Genomic DNA, 14,753 nt, shown 5'->3' with positions numbered 1-14,753 from the left:
TGGGGAATACATGAAGCTATATTTTATTTCGGATCATATCTCTTATCGTGAGGCGAGCTGGATGCAAAGCCTCATGTACTCGCTCACTAAAAGGCAGTGGTTCTTGAAATAAACTTGCAACCAAATGCTCGGTCACAAGTGGTGCTGTACATAACCCTCTGGCGCCAAAGCCAGTGGCAATATGTAATCCTTTATGAGGCATCACTTGAGGGGTGAAGTCATAAAACTTACCGCGTTTGATGTTGTCATAAGCTTGTAATAAGTCCGATTTGTCTTGCACTTGCCCAATCATGGGAGTGTGATCGTTAAAACAACACCTTACAGCGGCCTTGGCACTGTCAATACTGCCAAGGCTTTTATCAAACTCAGTACCTTCATAGAACCCTGCTAGTTGTTGGCGGTTAGTGACATTGTCTTGTTCGGTGACCGCTCTTGATTTACTGTGTTTTTCAAACGTTGCCCCCATGCAATGCAATCCGTCCTGACTAGGGGTGAAGTAACCTTTGTGGCATAACAAAGTGGAAAGTTTTGAAGAGGCGACCCCTTCATGGATATGAGAGACTTGACCTCTCACACCGTGAATACCAATATCTTTGGTTTGCTCGAATCTGTCGCTGTGCTCGCCTGCACAAACAAAAACATCAGAATACGGGCCAAATGTTTGTTTGTTTGACGTTAGATACCAACCATCGGGCTTGCGTTCTAGTTGCTCTATGTGAATAGCAAAATGGTTTTCGCCTGGCGTTAGAGATTCAGCTGCGTCAAAAACTGATTTTGTAAGCTGTACAGGGCTTACCCAGCCCCCTTGCTCAATAAATAGGCCGCCATATGGCGTGTCGATACTAGAGATAGACTGAGCCTCTACGCTATCTACTGAACGTATCAATTGTTCTGGAAAAACTTTGCTCGCAGCCAACTTTTCATGTTGTGCTTTTTTACTATCGTTAACGCTTTGGAGTAAAACGCCACACCACTGATGGTCAAATACATGGCCTGCTTTGATCAGCTGTTCATAAAAGCGTCTCGCATACAAAAAACTATGAGCATAAAATTCGGATGGAATACCATATTCGCTTTGTAAGTTTGGATAAACTGCACCTTGTAGATTGTGAGAAGCGCCCTTTGCAAGGGCATCATCTTCACAAAATAAGTGTGTTTTGATACCTCGTTTGGCAAGGTGATACTTAAGACAACTGCTCGCGATACCGCCTCCTATGACCGCAACTTGTGAAAGTGTAGCAGCGTCTTGTTGATAGTACTGTGGCGTAGTTGCATGCTCCGTAGTGGCGATAAGTGTACCGACGACCATTTCTCGTTTACGGCCATAGCCTTTCACCTTTTTGCACTCAAATCCTGCACTTTGTAAGCCCCTTCGGACAAAGCCTGCAGCGGTAAATGTGGCAAAAGTTGCATTCTCCTGGCTCAAGTGAGCCATTGAATCAAATAGAGTTTGTTGCCACATATCGGGGTTTTTACTTGGTGCGAACCCATCTAAGTACCACGCATCGACAATGCCTTTGCGCTGGTATGCAATTTGTGGCAATGAGTTTTGCACATCTCCAAACCACAAGTCGAGTACTACACGGCCCTGATTAAATTCTAGTCGATGGCATCCTTGCAATGCCATTGGGTATTGCTCACACAATTGTTTAGAGAGTGGCGCCAGTGTAGGCCAGGCTTCTAGTGCCTGTTTGAGGTCACTCAACTTGATAGGGAATTTTTCGAACGACATAAAATAAAGACGTTCAACGCTATTGTTGTGCGCGCTTTGCTTAAAACGAGCCCAAGTATTTAGAAAGTTCAAGCCTGTGCCAAAGCCTGTTTCAGCGACAACAAAGTGTTTTCTTGGGTGGCTCTTAAATCGTTCATGTAGACCATTTTGTTCAAAGAAAACATAATTTGACTCTGCTAAGCCGTCATCGTTGGAGAAATAAACGTCATCAAAATTATCGGCGACAGGTGTGCCAGAATCGTTAAAATGAATTTGTGCGTTACTTATCATAGAAATACGTTGGTATAATGCTCATTGATGACAAGTATTTTACTGGTTTTATTTGCATTAGTCCGTTGCATTTTTGCAAATATCAGTTCAGAGTACGTGTGTACGCTGGAAAGCTGACCACTTGATCAGTCTTTTGCGCGTAGAATACACCTAAATTTTTTAAGTCCTAAGGGAATTACCCATGAGAAGAGCCGTAATTACGGGGATCGGTGTTGTTTCAAGCATCGGTAACAACAAGCAAGAAGTATTAGAATCTTTGAAAGCGGGTAAAAGTGGTATTGCTTTTAACCAAGAGTTTGCTGACATGAATTTACGCAGCAATGTGTCAGGTAAAATTGATATTGATGTTAAGGCACTAGTTGACCGTAAAGCGCACCGCTTTATGGGTGACGCAGCTGCATACTCGTATATCGCGATGGCTCAGGCTATTGAAGACTCTGGTTTATCAGAAGATCAAGTTTCGAATGAACGTACTGGCCTTGTAGTTGGTTCTGGTGGTGGTTCTTCTAAATACCAGGTAGAAGCTGCTGATATTTTACGTGAGCGTGGTGTTAAGCGTGTAGGTCCTTACATGGTACCGCGTACTATGGCGAGTACAACATCTGCATGTCTAGCAACACCATTTAAAATAAAAGGCGTTAACTACTCGATTAGCTCAGCATGTGCTACATCTGCACACTGTGTTGGTCACGCGGTTGAGCAAATTCAACTAGGCAAACAAGACGTCATTTTTGCGGGTGGTGGTGAAGAACTTCACTGGACACTGGCAATGGAATTTGACGCCATGGGTGCATTATCAACTAAGTACAACGAAGAGCCAGAAAAAGCATCTCGTACTTATGATGCAAACCGAGACGGTTTCGTTATCTCTGGTGGCGGCGGTATCATGGTTATCGAAGAGCTTGAGCATGCATTGGCTCGTGGCGCGCACATTTACGGTGAAATCGTAGGCTATGGTGCGACTTCAGATGGTTACGACATGGTTGCACCATCAGGTGAGGGCGCTGTGCGCTGTATGAAACAAGCAATGGCTACTGTCGATGGTGAGATTGATTACCTAAATACTCACGGTACTTCAACACCTGTTGGTGACGTGAAAGAGCTAGGCGCGATCCAAGAGCTATTTGGTGAGAAGTCACCAGCGATCAGTGCAACAAAAGCGATGACGGGTCACGCTTTGGGTGCAGCTGGCGTACACGAAGCGATTTACTCTGTATTAATGCTTGAAAATAACTTCATCACACCTTCTATCAATATTGATGAATTAGATGAAGAAGCTAAAGGCTTAGACATTGTAACTGAGCGCCGTGATGTTGAACTAAATACAGTTATGTCAAACAGCTTTGGTTTTGGTGGAACTAACGCCACACTAGTCGTTCAAAAATACAAAAGCTAATTCACTCGTAGCTTTTATATAAAAAAGCCCTGCGGGGCTTTTTTGCGTTTTATGCCCCAAAATCTACCTTTCTATCGGTCTAATCCCTTATATATAAATATATTTATTACTATTTTTTGATCTGTTGAATAATAAATTTGACTGTGCTAGAAAATACTTGTGCATATAAAATGTACACTATCGTGAAAGGGATAATTATGGAAGATATATACGAAGTAGATGTTGATGGAGATGGTATCAGTGATGGAGTTGTCGCCGATATAGATGGTGACGGCTATATTGATACCGTAGGAATTGATCAAGATGGTGATGGCATTGTTGACACCGTGGCGATAGATACCGATGGAGACGGTTATGTTGACACCGTGATGATTGATGAAGATGGTGATGGTGTTGTTGACGCCGTGGCGATAGATTCCGATGGCGATGGATATGTAGATACCGTCGGTGTTGATACAGATGGAGATGGCATCTTAGATACTGTCGCAATGGACCTTGATGGTGACGGAGATGTTGACGCCATTATTGCTGACACTGACTTTGACGGTGAAGCAGATACCATGATTATTGAAGACGACGGATTTGACGATTATTAAACTTAAGGGAATAAGATATGTTCAATAAATTAAAAGAAACAGCAACAAAAAACTTTACGGATGAGGAAGGGAATAGCCAAGTCGGTGTTAATATAAAGGAAAAAGGTGAGGAGTTAACGGCTTCTATAAAACAAAAAGCAACGGATGCAAAAGACAACCTAAAAGATATTTCGGTCATGAATAAGGTAAAGGACTTTACCAAGGCATCAGTAAAAACCGTTGAAGACATTGATAACGATTTACTTGCTAGCAACTCTCAGTATGAAATTAATAATTTTAGAGTGTCGGCGACTGCTGGTGTAACAGCGGGAATGACGTTAGATATCCACTTTGTCAAAAACCAAGGTGCAAAGGAAATCGCGCAAAAAGCCTCTCGATTTCTAATCGTAGTAAATCCTGATACGGGTAGTAAAATCCAGGTGCCTCGCAGCGCACTAGTTAATAAAGAAACGGCAAAAATTAAAGATCCAAAAACAGAGGCCGTTTTAACAATAAATGCTAAAACTGGGGCAATTTTATCCTAAAACAGTGAAAGCCAAACTCACATACAGCCTAAGGTAATTAGGCTGTAAATTAGTGCGTATTTTAAACTTTGTGCTTCATTAATCGCTCTTTGTCTCGCGACCAATCTCTGTCTTTAATATCAGCACGCTTATCGTGCATCTTTTTACCTTTGGCTAAATGAAATTCGAGTTTAACCCAGCACTTTTTCCAGTACATTGCTGTTGCAACTAAAGAGAAGCCGTCTCGCTCGGTTGCACCAATCAGTCTATCAATTTCTCGTTTGTTGAGTAACAGTTTACGATAGCGAAGTGGATCACAGATCACGTGGGTCGAGGCGCTGTTTAATGGCTGTATCTGACTGCCTAGCAAAAATGCCTCACCGTCTTTTAGATGAATATAAGTTTCTGAGATATTAACCTTACCAGCGCGGATGCTTTTAACTTCCCAGCCTTGTAGTTCCATACCTGCTTCGAACTTATCGTGTAAAAAATACTCATGGCGTGCTTTTTTGTTCAGCGCTATGGTATTGCTCGTTGATTTATTTGATTTTTTCTTTGCCATAATGGCTTAGTCTACCTACAAATCGAATGGGAAAACAGTGTTATTTAATTTTTATGGCATATTTTCGCTCACAGTGGGGCTGCAAACAAGATAAATCTTTAAAAGCTTGGTAAAATTGGGCCAGTAAAGTTTGGAGAACGTATGCCACAAGTAGAAAAAAGTGCATTGGTGATGTACAGCACACAAGAGATGTTTGATCTGGTCAATGATGTAAATGCTTACCCTGATTTCTTACCTAACTGCTCAGGCGCGAAAGTGCTAAGTAGTTCACATGATGAAATGACGGCGAGTTTAGAAATATCAAAGGCTGGTCTGACTAAGTGGTTCACAACTAAAAATCAATTTGAAGGCAATCGAGTGAAAATGCAGCTTGTTGATGGTCCTTTTAAATCTTTGCAAGGCTACTGGGAGTTTGTTGAATTGGATGAACATGCCTGTAAGGTCAATTTAAAGTTAGAATTCGAATTTGCCAGCAAACTGATAGAGCTTGCTTTTGGTAAGGTTTTTAATGAAGTTGCTAAAAATATGGTGGCTGCGTTTACTAAACGCGCTAAGTCGGTTTATGGAGCTAGGTAAATGATTAAGGTTGAAGTTGTATTTGCGCTACCTGATAAAGCCACGTGCCTAACCGTAGATGTAGCCGAAGGCACCTCAGCTGAGCATGTTGTGATGCAGTCAGGGATACTGGACCAATGCCCCGAGATTGATCCAACTAATCTCAGCTTGGGGATATGGAATAGAACGGTCAAGCTACATCAGGTGGTTAGAGAGGGAGACCGCATCGAGATATACAGACCGTTAATTGCTGATCCAAAAGAAGCGAGACGCCGAAGAGCAGACAAAGCAAAAGAAGAAGGTAGGGCAAATAAAATTACTGGTGGCCGAGCTTAACCCATTTATCGTCTTACATGAAAAAGCCACGCTAATACGTGGCTTTCATATTTCTCAAATATTAAGTGCGTTATTTTTTTTCTTGTTCGTGTACTGCTTTTTCGTCGGCTAAATCGTCTTTAAGTTTGCGGATCTTCAAGCCGAGTTCTTGGCCTCTTAGTCTTGCATAATAAGTACATCCTACAAACATGGCTGAAGCGAAGGTCAATTCCAAAATAACCCACAATAGCTCATCGGTGGCAATCCATAAAAGAGTAAAGCCATGTATAAAATATATTAAAACGACAAAATTTGCCCACGCAAATGTATAGGGTTTGTCTTGTAGTATGCCTCTCAAAGGTAACAGCAGTGGAAGAATATACACAACAAATATAAATCCAACGCTGTGCCCCTCCCTTGGAGAAACTAAAAATAGCCAAATAGGCATGAGCAACAATAAACCAAAATAGCCAAATAGAGCGAGTTGGTAAAATTGTTTTGTTTTAGGTTGTTTTGGAGTCTGGTTCATAATAACTTTTTCGCAACCGTGTACAGACGAGTAGCTACAGCTCGACATATTCTAACTTCAGTTTCTGTTAATTGGGCACTGTTGTCTAATCCTGCTACATGGGTTGCACCGTATGGCGTACCTCCGCTTTCGGTAGACAATAATTCAGGCACATCGTAGGGGACACCCATTAACACCATTCCGTGATGCAACAAGGGCAGTGACAAATTCAATAATGTCGCTTCGTTACCGCCATGCATGCTACTTGAAGACGAGAATACACATGCTGGTTTATCTATAAGCTGTCCTTTTAACCAAACATCGCTGGTCGTTTCCCAAAATGTTTTTGCTTGAGCCGCCATCATACCAAATCGTGTGGGTGTTCCAAATGCAAGTCCATCACATTCAATGAGATCTTGTTTCGTGACTACGATATCGTGAGGTTGCCTTTGTACAAAGGTGCGTAAACGAACCGTTGCACCTTGAGCATTAAGTGTTTCGGCTATTTCATTAGCCATGGCTTCGACTGAGCCATGACTAGAATGGTATAAAACGAGAATTGTCGCCATATTTAAATAATGTCTAACACTGACTCAGGTGGACGACCTAGTGCTGCTTTTTCACCTTTTACAACTATTGGACGCTCAATCAATTTAGGGTTTTCAATCATGGCAGTTCTTAGCGTTTGTTCATCACTGTCCTTGCTTAAGCCCAATTCTTTATAGATGGCTTCTTTATTGCGCACCAATTGATGTGCAGATTCAAACCCTAATTTTGAAATTAATGTATCAAGTGTGCTCTCATCAATGGGAGTTTTTAAATACTCTACGATCTCTGGCTGAATGGCATTTTCTTCGAGCAATGCAAGCGTTTGACGAGACTTCGAACAACGGGGGTTGTGGTAAATAGTTACTGACATAATAGACCTTTTGAAACTGTAACTTATATTTATATTTGTTTGATTGTAACTGATTGAAAAAGGTGTGCCTATCTTTATATATGGACAAAATATTGCCCAAAGTTGAGTAGATAGGCAACGTGCTGGGTTACAATTTTGCGAGCTCTTTTTGCATGCCTCTATATTTGGTTAGCAAAGCTTTTAAGCGCAACTTTTTAATTTCGTCTTCTTTTTCAATGAAGTTAAGTGCTTTTTGTACTTCATCGGCTGCTTTCATGAATGCACCGTAGTGAGATAGTAAACTAGCGCGTGATTCATGGTAAGCCGCTTTATTTTCACTGAGTTCATAAGTTTCAGTGAGCAATTGTTTGGCGAGCACATGGTTTGGTTTTTCTAACAAAAACACTTTAAGCAGTTGCTCTGCCTTTTCGTACATTTTTGCTTTGATAGCTGTGTTAGCTAGATTTAAAGTGATGACTTGATTGTTAGGGCGAAGCAGGTGCTTTTTTTCTAACAGTGACAGAGCTTGCTCATATTTTTTTTGACCGAGTTTGATATCTGTATAAACATCTATGAAAAATAAGTTATTAGGCTTTAATTTTAGTAGTTTATTTATAATTTTTTCCGCTTGGTCATATTTTTTTTGGTCAAGCAATGAAATTGCCAATCCGTACTCATAATGACTCTTATCGAGCTCAGTACTGGTTCTCAATGTGTTTTCATAATAGGCCTGCGCATCTTCTTTGCTCAGGTGGTAGCGGGCCATTGCCCGGTTTTGTGCATAATGAAAATCTTCGCTGCTTGGCACATAGCGCTTTGGGTATTGTTGGGCACGCAGCCTGACATCAGATACACGAGAGTCAGGTAAGGGGTGAGTGAGCAAAAACGCGGGGGGCTTGTTTTTAAATCTAACTTGGGATGCAAGCTTCGTTAAAAATTCACTGGCAGCATATGGATCATAGCCTGCTTTTTGCAGTGTTTGCATACCAAATCTATCTGCTTCTTGTTCTGCTTTTCGGCTGTGGGTCAATTGGCTTAGGGCGGCTTGAGTACTATTGGCTGCAAGGATTGCCATGCCTGCGTCTGGTGCAACAACCGTGGCCAGAATACCCGTGATCATGCCTGCGATAGTTAAGGCACTGTTGTCTTTGGCCTGTTGGATTCTTCTTGCTAAATGCCTTTGGGTAACGTGAGCTATTTCATGGCCCAGCACTGATGCGAGTTGACTTTCATTGTCAGACTGCGCTATCAGGCCTGTATGGACTCCCACATGTCCGCCATAAAATGCGAAGGCGTTAATGGCTTTGTTGTTGAGCCAAAAGAACTTAAATGGAAATCTAACGTCGTTAGCACTGGCGACGAGTTTGTTGCCTAGTGCAGACAGATACTCATTAAGAACAGGGTCTTGAACCAAGGGCGAACTAGAGCGGATCTGCATCATCATTACTTCACCGATGGCTTGCTCTTTTTCAATTGGTAAAACTTGCACAGCCGACGTACCTAGGTCTGGGAGCTTAAACTCTGATGCATTATTGGCTGTAGAGTAACTTAGTGCGAGTGCGCATAAAGTCGTTGCAAGTGCTTTTTTAAATCGCATTCTAATCCTTCTTGTAGTCGTCACCGAGCATGATTTTAGCTAAGTTTATTTCATCTTCACAAGCTCGGGCGTCTTTTTCGCATAACAGGTAAAAATCTTTTATTGAGACACCATCAACGCTCACAACGTTCAATTCTCTTTTCAAAAGAGAGATGGTTTGATGCACAACCTTGTGTGCGTGCAAGATCAGCGCTTTATCTGCGATGTCACCGCGCTCAAAATAAAATCGAATGAATTTATGCATTTGACTAAATCTAATGAGTGTCTTCATGGTATGGGGGTCCCACACATTAAACTCAAGATATTTGTTGTCTTTTAGATATGTGTCGACTTTTACATTGCGAGCAATTGGAAAAGCCCAAAGTTCGTAACCGCGATCTGTGAATGCTTGGTGAAGAGTGATTTTTGGTGCACTATTACAATGAACGATGCCGTTGTCGTCCTCATAACCGTCCAAAAGCTGTAAATTCCAATTACGCTTGTCTAATAACCGTTTGATAGCATTATCAAATCCGTGTTGAAAAATTCCTTCACTCTCACTGACAGAAGAAGCGACAAGATGATAAAACGGCGGGAGCTCCCCCCAATTGATTTGCTTTTTGTACCAATTGATTTCTTTAAGTGTGGGGTTCGCCGGCAAACGTGCCTTGTTGTGTGCTTTTGGCATATTGTTTCCCGTAAAGCTTGTTGTTGTTATAAGAATAAACCATTGCCCTAGTTCAAGCTACAGAAAGACGCTGGAATATGAGTAAAATACAGGATTATTCGCTTGCTATTTACTATAGAGGTACCTTATAAAGCAGTATCATGATATTGAAGTAAAATTAAAAGTATATATTGCGTTTCCAATGTATTTAAAATGTTTTTATAGCGTTTTATAAGTGTTGGTTTTTAACCTAAAATTAACGGGTGGGGCTTTTTGTAGCCTACGAAGGTGCAAAACATAGAACTAACAACGATTGATTTAAGGCATTACAATTGTCCTCAATTGTTTGTCCAATTTAAATGGCAGTTGAAGAAACTGAATATTGGAAATATCAGATTTATATGCAATCGAACTCAAGATCTTTCCGATATAAAGCGTTATTTAGCTGGCCAAGCGTATCACTATGTCTTAACAGAAGAAGGCAACTTTAACTTTATTGAGGTACACATCACGGATGTTTGAGTTAATAAAATCTTGGTATCAAGAAAAATTTTCGGACCCAGACTCGGTCACTTTATTGTTGATGCTTGTCTTCACTGCGACCATGTTGTACTTTTTTGGCTCCTTTGTCATCCCTGTTCTGGTGGCCTTGGTCATTGCGTATTTGCTCGACTGGCCTGTGACTCGGTTGCAGCGTGTTATGCCTAGTCGTTTAATGGCGACAAATTTAGTTATGTTGGGTTTTGTTGGTGTCGTTTTAGCACTGCTGTTGGTGATTGTGCCTGTTTTGTGGTCGCAGGCGAGTAATCTTGTGCAGGAAGCGCCTAGTATGGTTGAAAAAGGCCGAGATTATTTGCTCCACTTACCAGAAGACTATCCCAATTTAATTTCAGTACAACAGGTACAAAACATTGTGGCTGGTGTTGAAAGCAAAGTACTTGCACTGGGCGAGTTAATCGTCTCGGTATCACTGACTTCGATTAAAGATCTAGTTGCGTGGCTCATCTATCTAATTTTGGTGCCTTTGTTAGTGTTTTTCATGCTCAAAGATAAAGGAACTTTGACGTCTGGAATTAAACAATTGATCCCCAAAGACCGAAAGCTAATAACCCAAGTTTGGGAAGAAATGGATCATCAAATAATGAACTACATTCGCGGAAAAGTGATAGAGATAGTGATTGTAGGTGGAACCAGTTTTATCGCATTTGCGGTACTTGATCTCCGCTACGCTGCTTTGCTTGGCACTTTGGTTGGACTGTCTGTACTTATTCCATTTATTGGTGCTGCGTTAGTTACCATTCCTGTAGCAGCAGTGGCGCTATTTCAATTTGGCTTAGCGCCTGAATTTTGGACCATATTAATCGTATACGGCATTATTCAAGCTTTAGATGGTAATTTATTGGTGCCGCTATTATTTTCAGAAGCGGTAGATCTTAACCCTGTTTACATCATTGTTGCAGTCCTATTTTTTGGAGGGCTGTGGGGGTTTTGGGGAGTGTTTTTTGCAATTCCTTTGGCATCCTTAGTCAAAGCTTTGGGTAATGCTTGGTCATCAAGTCAACGGCACATGCAGGCCGGTTAATCTGATTCTAGAAGAATTGATAAAGGAGCGCACAGCGCTCCTTTTTAGTTTGTAACACTTCGACTTTGTATATGAATACATTATTGAACTTAACGAAGCAGAAGTTTTTGTGTAAAATGGAATAATATAGTACATATAGTTATAAGCGGTACACGTGAACACTTCTCCTTTTGTCCAGATTTATCTTGATGCCAATGCCACGACACCTGTTCTGACTTCAATATCAGATAGTGTTCTACAAAGTATGACAATAAACTTTGGTAACCCCTCAAGCTCACACATTGCAGGCTTAACAGCAAAAAACTTGCTTGAACAAACGAGGCAACTTGGTAAGCGGTTGATTGGCAGCAAAGAGGGTGAGCTGCTTTTTACTTCTGGTGCTACAGAAGGGATCCAAACTGCCATTGTTTCTGTGCTGAACCAATATCTGCAAGAGGTCCACAAAGGTATATCGAAGCCGGTCCTTTTATATGGTGCGACAGAGCACAAAGCGGTGCCAAACACGTTAAAACATTGGAATGCCATACTTGGTCTCAATGCAGATGTGTTGGAGATCCCGGTAAATAATGAAGGTATATTGGATTATCAATTTATTGCACAGCACATACCACAGGCTGTGATGATATGTACCATGGCTGTCAATAATGAGACCGGGGTTACGCAAGATTTACAGGCGCTGGAGAAGGTAATTCGAGAGCATAATCCAGAAGTGGCTTGGCTTGTCGATTGTGTTCAGGCATTGGGAAAAGTACCGCTACACATGGATTCAATTTCAATCGACTATGCTCCTTTCTCGGGTCATAAATTATACACGCCAAAAGGTATTGGGTTTTTGTATATTCGCAGCGGACGACCATATATCCCCTTTATCGCAGGCGGTGGGCAGGAGTCAGGGATGCGCTCAGGGACAGAGAATTTGCCAGGAATTGCTGGTTTACATACTCTATTTTCACTGTTAAATAGCCAAAATGAAGTATTTCAGCCCCACGATAAATTGCAGTTGCATCGAGATATGCTTGTATCGGCTCTACAAGATACTTTTACTAATATTCGTTTTCATCACACTTTTGAGTTGTCTGTACCAACTACGCTGAACTTTTCAATTGATTATCTCACCGGAAAAGAGCTGATAGATTTATTTGACGCGGCAGGTATTCGAGTCAGTGGGGGATCTGCTTGCAGCTCTGGAGTCACCAGCAGTTTTGTTTTGGAAGCCATGGGGTTGAGCGATTGGCAGTGTTCAAATGCAATTCGTATGTCGTTTGGTCCTGCGGACAGCACTGAGTTTATTGTAAAAGCGTGTAGAGCAATCCGCTCAATGAAGTCTTTATTGAGCACAGGCACTTGGGTGGACGGTAATGACTCAAACTGCTCACAGTGGAGCGGCTTTACCTGGCTAAATTACCAATCTACCGGGTGTTGGCTATTTATATCTAAAGAAAAGGAAGCGATTGTACTAAATCCAATAGACCCTTTATTGGCGAAACTGAAATATTGTTTTGATGCTATAGACACGAAACGGCTGGCTTTTCTGCTGACAAATGAAAACTGCCAAGATGAAAATATAGAAAGAAACATAAAACGTGTTTTTGGCAAAAGCGCACGCATCTTGAAACTTGAAAGCTCGAAATCAGAAGAGACTTTAGTGTCGGGTAAAGACTGGCAGATAACATCTACATTCGAGGCCGAAAGGCAGAGTGTTATTTTCAAGTGGAATTGCGAGGGGGATGAGAAGGTAATATACGTAGCAGACTTGCCAGATGAGCAGATTAGATCTCGTAAGTTTACCGAGGGTGAAGTATTCATCTCTCAGGGAAAGATATATTTAAGCAAGCAAGAAATAAAACGAAATCAAAGTTGCCTTAAGCGGAATGAAGGTGAACTCGTTGCGCTAATGACGCGTAAGGAGGTAGCAAGCTGGATAGATACATATGACGCTCAGGTGCTCGATATAAGAGAAACCGGGGAACATCAAGCGTCCACGACTGAACTCGCAAAAAAGCTCAGCCAAAATGAAAGAGAGTGCATTGTTAATGTGCCGGCAGGGCGGGTAGTTAATGCCTATATTAATGGTACACTCGACCCTCAAAAATCCTATGTCATTGTTTGTCGAAGTGGCCGGCGTTCGCTGCAGGTGGCTGAGATGTTAAGCTCTTTAGGGTTTACCCGCGTAGCCAATGTTACGACAGGGTTGGCGCTACTTTGAGCGCCACTAGTTATATTGTATTAATTGGGGGCTGGCCCTGTACTTTCTCGGATCACGACACTTGGTGTGAAGGTCGTAATGATATCTTTATCTTGCTTTCTACTGCCTCGTGTTTTCGAAAACAATAACCTAGCAGCATGTTCAGATATGACACTATTTGCTTGATGAGCCGTTGTTAACTTAGGCCAAGTTTGCCTCGAGAAAGGCGAGTCCTCGAACCCTGAAATGGATAGCTGTTCAGGAATCGCAATATTCATTAATCGAGCGGCAAATAATGCACCAGCCGCAATTTCATCGTTCCCGCCCAAGATCGCGGTTATATTGGATGCATTATTATTTTTCAATAGCGCTTTTGCACCTTCAACACCAGATTCGAAAGAATAATTACCTTCATATATAAGGTTGTCATCTACTGTAAGGTTATGATCTTTAAGAGCGCTTTGATAACCAGCTAAGCGTTCAGTTGTTGATTTGTGTTCCGCATCCCCACATGCAAAGGCAATGGTTTTGTGTCCCAGATTAATTAAGTGGACTGTGATTTCATATGCAGCTGCATAATCGTCTACATAAATGCAGTTATTACTTTTCGGACTTGCTGGTACTTCAGTTGGTTTTTCTGGGGTTTTATCTTGTCCAGACAGTAAGCGCACATATGCAATGCCCAATTCGTCAAGCATATCGATAATATCTTGTTGCTCAGAAAGAGGAGGTGTTAATACTAAGCCAGCGAGCCTAGAGCGTTGAATCATGGTAGCAATCTCTTTGTGCATCTCAGGGTCTTGAGCGCAACAAGGATGAATCACAAGTTCGTAGCCTTCATCTTTACATCGAGAGAGCACACCGTTTTGCATATCAATAACGTAGTAGGCATTTGGGTTGTCGTAAACTAGGCCAATTGCGAATGAAGAGGTGCCTGCTAAGTTGCGCGCTGCGGTATTGGGCTGATAGTTAAGTTCTGTAACAGCTTGCATAACCAGATCATAAGTTTTTTTTCTTACAGAGGGCTCTTTATTGATAACCCTTGATACAGTTTTCATTGACACGCCCGCATGTTTTGCGACGTCATTGATGGTTACTTTCATTTTTTTTCTTCTATAGGAAATAGGCTTAAATTGTGGCCGAATTTTGAGTCATTTATTTGTAATCACTCTTTTTTGCTGGCTTTTGATACTAAATTACAACGCCAATTAGTAGTTATAAGGCAATATAGTATATTTCAGCTTTTCATGAAACGATCAAATTTAGACCCTGCTGCATTTTAACTGTTACTGAATAACTTTAATAAATTTAATGATACCGGTGTCAAAAATTAAAAAATCAGTTATTATATGCAAAGTAAAATGAGGAACATGCAGTTTGACAGCGTTGTCATTTTAACTTATGGTTA

At 41.4% G+C, this 14,753-nt stretch carries 16 protein-coding genes; 8 read left to right on the top strand and 8 right to left on the bottom strand.

Going from position 1 to position 14,753, the window contains the following annotated elements; genetic code table 11:
* Nucleotides 1-16 precede the first annotated feature (16 nt).
* Nucleotides 17-2,002 (bottom strand): bifunctional tRNA (5-methylaminomethyl-2-thiouridine)(34)-methyltransferase MnmC2/FAD-dependent 5-carboxymethylaminomethyl-2-thiouridine(34) oxidoreductase MnmC1, encoded by a 1,986-nt coding sequence (mnmC, locus tag QNM18_RS09845; protein WP_284137067.1) that lies wholly within the window; start codon nt 2,000-2,002, stop codon nt 17-19.
* A gap of 181 nt (nt 2,003-2,183) precedes the next feature.
* Here mnmC and fabB point away from each other — a divergent pair, with 181 nt between their 5' ends.
* From fabB to QNM18_RS09830, 3 genes are all read left to right on the top strand, one after another.
* Nucleotides 2,184-3,398 carry a beta-ketoacyl-ACP synthase I gene (fabB, locus tag QNM18_RS09840; protein ID WP_023401517.1) on the top strand — a complete coding sequence of 405 codons (1,215 nt, stop codon included), beginning with the start codon at nt 2,184-2,186 and terminating at the stop codon, nt 3,396-3,398.
* A gap of 197 nt (nt 3,399-3,595) precedes the next feature.
* Nucleotides 3,596-3,994, top strand: a complete 399-nt coding sequence (locus tag QNM18_RS09835) for a hypothetical protein (RefSeq protein ID WP_284137066.1) — start codon at nt 3,596-3,598, stop codon at nt 3,992-3,994.
* Between the two features lie 17 nt (nt 3,995-4,011).
* Nucleotides 4,012-4,518, top strand: coding sequence for a hypothetical protein (locus QNM18_RS09830; RefSeq protein ID WP_211010315.1), 507 nt, complete (start codon nt 4,012-4,014; stop codon nt 4,516-4,518).
* Between the two features lie 61 nt (nt 4,519-4,579).
* Here QNM18_RS09830 and smpB read toward each other — a convergent pair whose 3' ends face one another.
* Complete coding sequence (gene smpB, locus QNM18_RS09825) at nt 4,580-5,059, bottom strand: SsrA-binding protein SmpB (RefSeq protein ID WP_023401520.1); 480 nt, start codon at nt 5,057-5,059, stop codon at nt 4,580-4,582.
* 141 nt (nt 5,060-5,200) lie between these two features.
* On the opposite strand from smpB, the gene QNM18_RS09820 reads away from it, so the two are divergent.
* Nucleotides 5,201-5,635 carry a type II toxin-antitoxin system RatA family toxin gene (locus QNM18_RS09820; protein WP_023401521.1) on the top strand — a complete coding sequence of 145 codons (435 nt, stop codon included), beginning with the start codon at nt 5,201-5,203 and terminating at the stop codon, nt 5,633-5,635.
* Nucleotides 5,636-5,950 carry an RnfH family protein gene (locus tag QNM18_RS09815; protein ID WP_211010314.1) on the top strand — a complete coding sequence of 105 codons (315 nt, stop codon included), beginning with the start codon at nt 5,636-5,638 and terminating at the stop codon, nt 5,948-5,950.
* Between the two features lie 70 nt (nt 5,951-6,020).
* Here the strand turns inward: QNM18_RS09815 and QNM18_RS09810 are convergent, their stop codons facing one another.
* From QNM18_RS09810 to QNM18_RS09790, 5 genes are all read right to left on the bottom strand, one after another.
* Nucleotides 6,021-6,458, bottom strand: a complete 438-nt coding sequence (locus QNM18_RS09810) for a DUF2069 domain-containing protein (protein WP_211010313.1) — start codon at nt 6,456-6,458, stop codon at nt 6,021-6,023.
* On the bottom strand, nt 6,455-7,006 hold the full coding sequence (gene wrbA, locus QNM18_RS09805) for an NAD(P)H:quinone oxidoreductase (protein ID WP_284137065.1): 552 nt from the start codon (nt 7,004-7,006) through the stop codon (nt 6,455-6,457). Before wrbA ends, QNM18_RS09810 begins: the two co-directional genes overlap by 4 nt.
* Nucleotides 7,007-7,008: 2 nt before the next feature.
* Entirely contained in the window at nt 7,009-7,356 is a 348-nt protein-coding gene (gene arsC / locus QNM18_RS09800) for an arsenate reductase (glutaredoxin) (protein WP_211010311.1), read from the bottom strand.
* Between the two features lie 127 nt (nt 7,357-7,483).
* Nucleotides 7,484-8,932, bottom strand: a complete 1,449-nt coding sequence (gene bepA, locus QNM18_RS09795) for a beta-barrel assembly-enhancing protease (RefSeq protein WP_284137064.1) — start codon at nt 8,930-8,932, stop codon at nt 7,484-7,486.
* A 1-nt stretch (nt 8,933) separates the two neighbouring features.
* Nucleotides 8,934-9,599 carry a hypothetical protein gene (locus QNM18_RS09790; RefSeq protein ID WP_023401527.1) on the bottom strand — a complete coding sequence of 222 codons (666 nt, stop codon included), beginning with the start codon at nt 9,597-9,599 and terminating at the stop codon, nt 8,934-8,936.
* A 267-nt stretch (nt 9,600-9,866) separates the two neighbouring features.
* Between QNM18_RS09790 and QNM18_RS27325 the strand changes: the two genes are divergently transcribed.
* The 3 genes from QNM18_RS27325 to QNM18_RS09780 all read left to right on the top strand — a co-directional run bounded on the left by QNM18_RS27325 (nt 9,867) and on the right by QNM18_RS09780 (nt 13,366).
* Nucleotides 9,867-10,100 carry a sulfurtransferase TusA family protein gene (locus QNM18_RS27325; protein ID WP_417714802.1) on the top strand — a complete coding sequence of 78 codons (234 nt, stop codon included), beginning with the start codon at nt 9,867-9,869 and terminating at the stop codon, nt 10,098-10,100.
* Nucleotides 10,093-11,160: an AI-2E family transporter gene (locus tag QNM18_RS09785; RefSeq protein WP_211010309.1), complete on the top strand. Its 1,068-nt coding sequence runs from the start codon at nt 10,093-10,095 to the stop codon at nt 11,158-11,160. Before QNM18_RS27325 ends, QNM18_RS09785 begins: the two co-directional genes overlap by 8 nt.
* 154 nt (nt 11,161-11,314) lie before the next feature.
* The gene (locus QNM18_RS09780) at nt 11,315-13,366 is read left to right on the top strand and encodes an aminotransferase class V-fold PLP-dependent enzyme (protein ID WP_284137063.1); all 2,052 of its coding nucleotides are present in this window, start codon (nt 11,315-11,317) and stop codon (nt 13,364-13,366) included.
* A gap of 20 nt (nt 13,367-13,386) precedes the next feature.
* Here QNM18_RS09780 and QNM18_RS09775 read toward each other — a convergent pair whose 3' ends face one another.
* Nucleotides 13,387-14,448: a LacI family DNA-binding transcriptional regulator gene (locus tag QNM18_RS09775; protein WP_284137062.1), complete on the bottom strand. Its 1,062-nt coding sequence runs from the start codon at nt 14,446-14,448 to the stop codon at nt 13,387-13,389.
* Nucleotides 14,449-14,753: the final 305 nt, after the last annotated feature.

This window comes from Pseudoalteromonas obscura, assembly GCF_030135505.1.
Classification (GTDB): domain Bacteria; phylum Pseudomonadota; class Gammaproteobacteria; order Enterobacterales; family Alteromonadaceae; genus Pseudoalteromonas; species Pseudoalteromonas obscura.
This window is presented reverse-complemented; position numbering and strand designations above follow the sequence as displayed.

Excerpts from the sequence above, each read along its gene's own strand:
- QNM18_RS09815 (WP_211010314.1), top strand. The coding sequence starts at position 5,636 with ATGATTAAGGTTGAAGTTGTATTTGCGCTACCTGATAAAGCCACGTGC.
- QNM18_RS09820 (WP_023401521.1), top strand. The coding sequence starts at position 5,201 with ATGCCACAAGTAGAAAAAAGTGCATTGGTGATGTACAGCACACAAGAG.
- fabB (WP_023401517.1), top strand. The coding sequence starts at position 2,184 with ATGAGAAGAGCCGTAATTACGGGGATCGGTGTTGTTTCAAGCATCGGT.
- wrbA (WP_284137065.1), bottom strand. The coding sequence starts at position 7,006 with ATGGCGACAATTCTCGTTTTATACCATTCTAGTCATGGCTCAGTCGAA.
- QNM18_RS09830 (WP_211010315.1), top strand. The coding sequence starts at position 4,012 with ATGTTCAATAAATTAAAAGAAACAGCAACAAAAAACTTTACGGATGAG.
- QNM18_RS09790 (WP_023401527.1), bottom strand. The coding sequence starts at position 9,599 with ATGCCAAAAGCACACAACAAGGCACGTTTGCCGGCGAACCCCACACTT.
- QNM18_RS09835 (WP_284137066.1), top strand. The coding sequence starts at position 3,596 with ATGGAAGATATATACGAAGTAGATGTTGATGGAGATGGTATCAGTGAT.
- mnmC (WP_284137067.1), bottom strand. The coding sequence starts at position 2,002 with ATGATAAGTAACGCACAAATTCATTTTAACGATTCTGGCACACCTGTC.
- smpB (WP_023401520.1), bottom strand. The coding sequence starts at position 5,059 with ATGGCAAAGAAAAAATCAAATAAATCAACGAGCAATACCATAGCGCTG.
- bepA (WP_284137064.1), bottom strand. The coding sequence starts at position 8,932 with ATGCGATTTAAAAAAGCACTTGCAACGACTTTATGCGCACTCGCACTA.
- QNM18_RS09810 (WP_211010313.1), bottom strand. The coding sequence starts at position 6,458 with ATGAACCAGACTCCAAAACAACCTAAAACAAAACAATTTTACCAACTC.
- QNM18_RS09775 (WP_284137062.1), bottom strand. The coding sequence starts at position 14,448 with ATGAAAGTAACCATCAATGACGTCGCAAAACATGCGGGCGTGTCAATG.
- arsC (WP_211010311.1), bottom strand. The coding sequence starts at position 7,356 with ATGTCAGTAACTATTTACCACAACCCCCGTTGTTCGAAGTCTCGTCAA.
- QNM18_RS09785 (WP_211010309.1), top strand. The coding sequence starts at position 10,093 with ATGTTTGAGTTAATAAAATCTTGGTATCAAGAAAAATTTTCGGACCCA.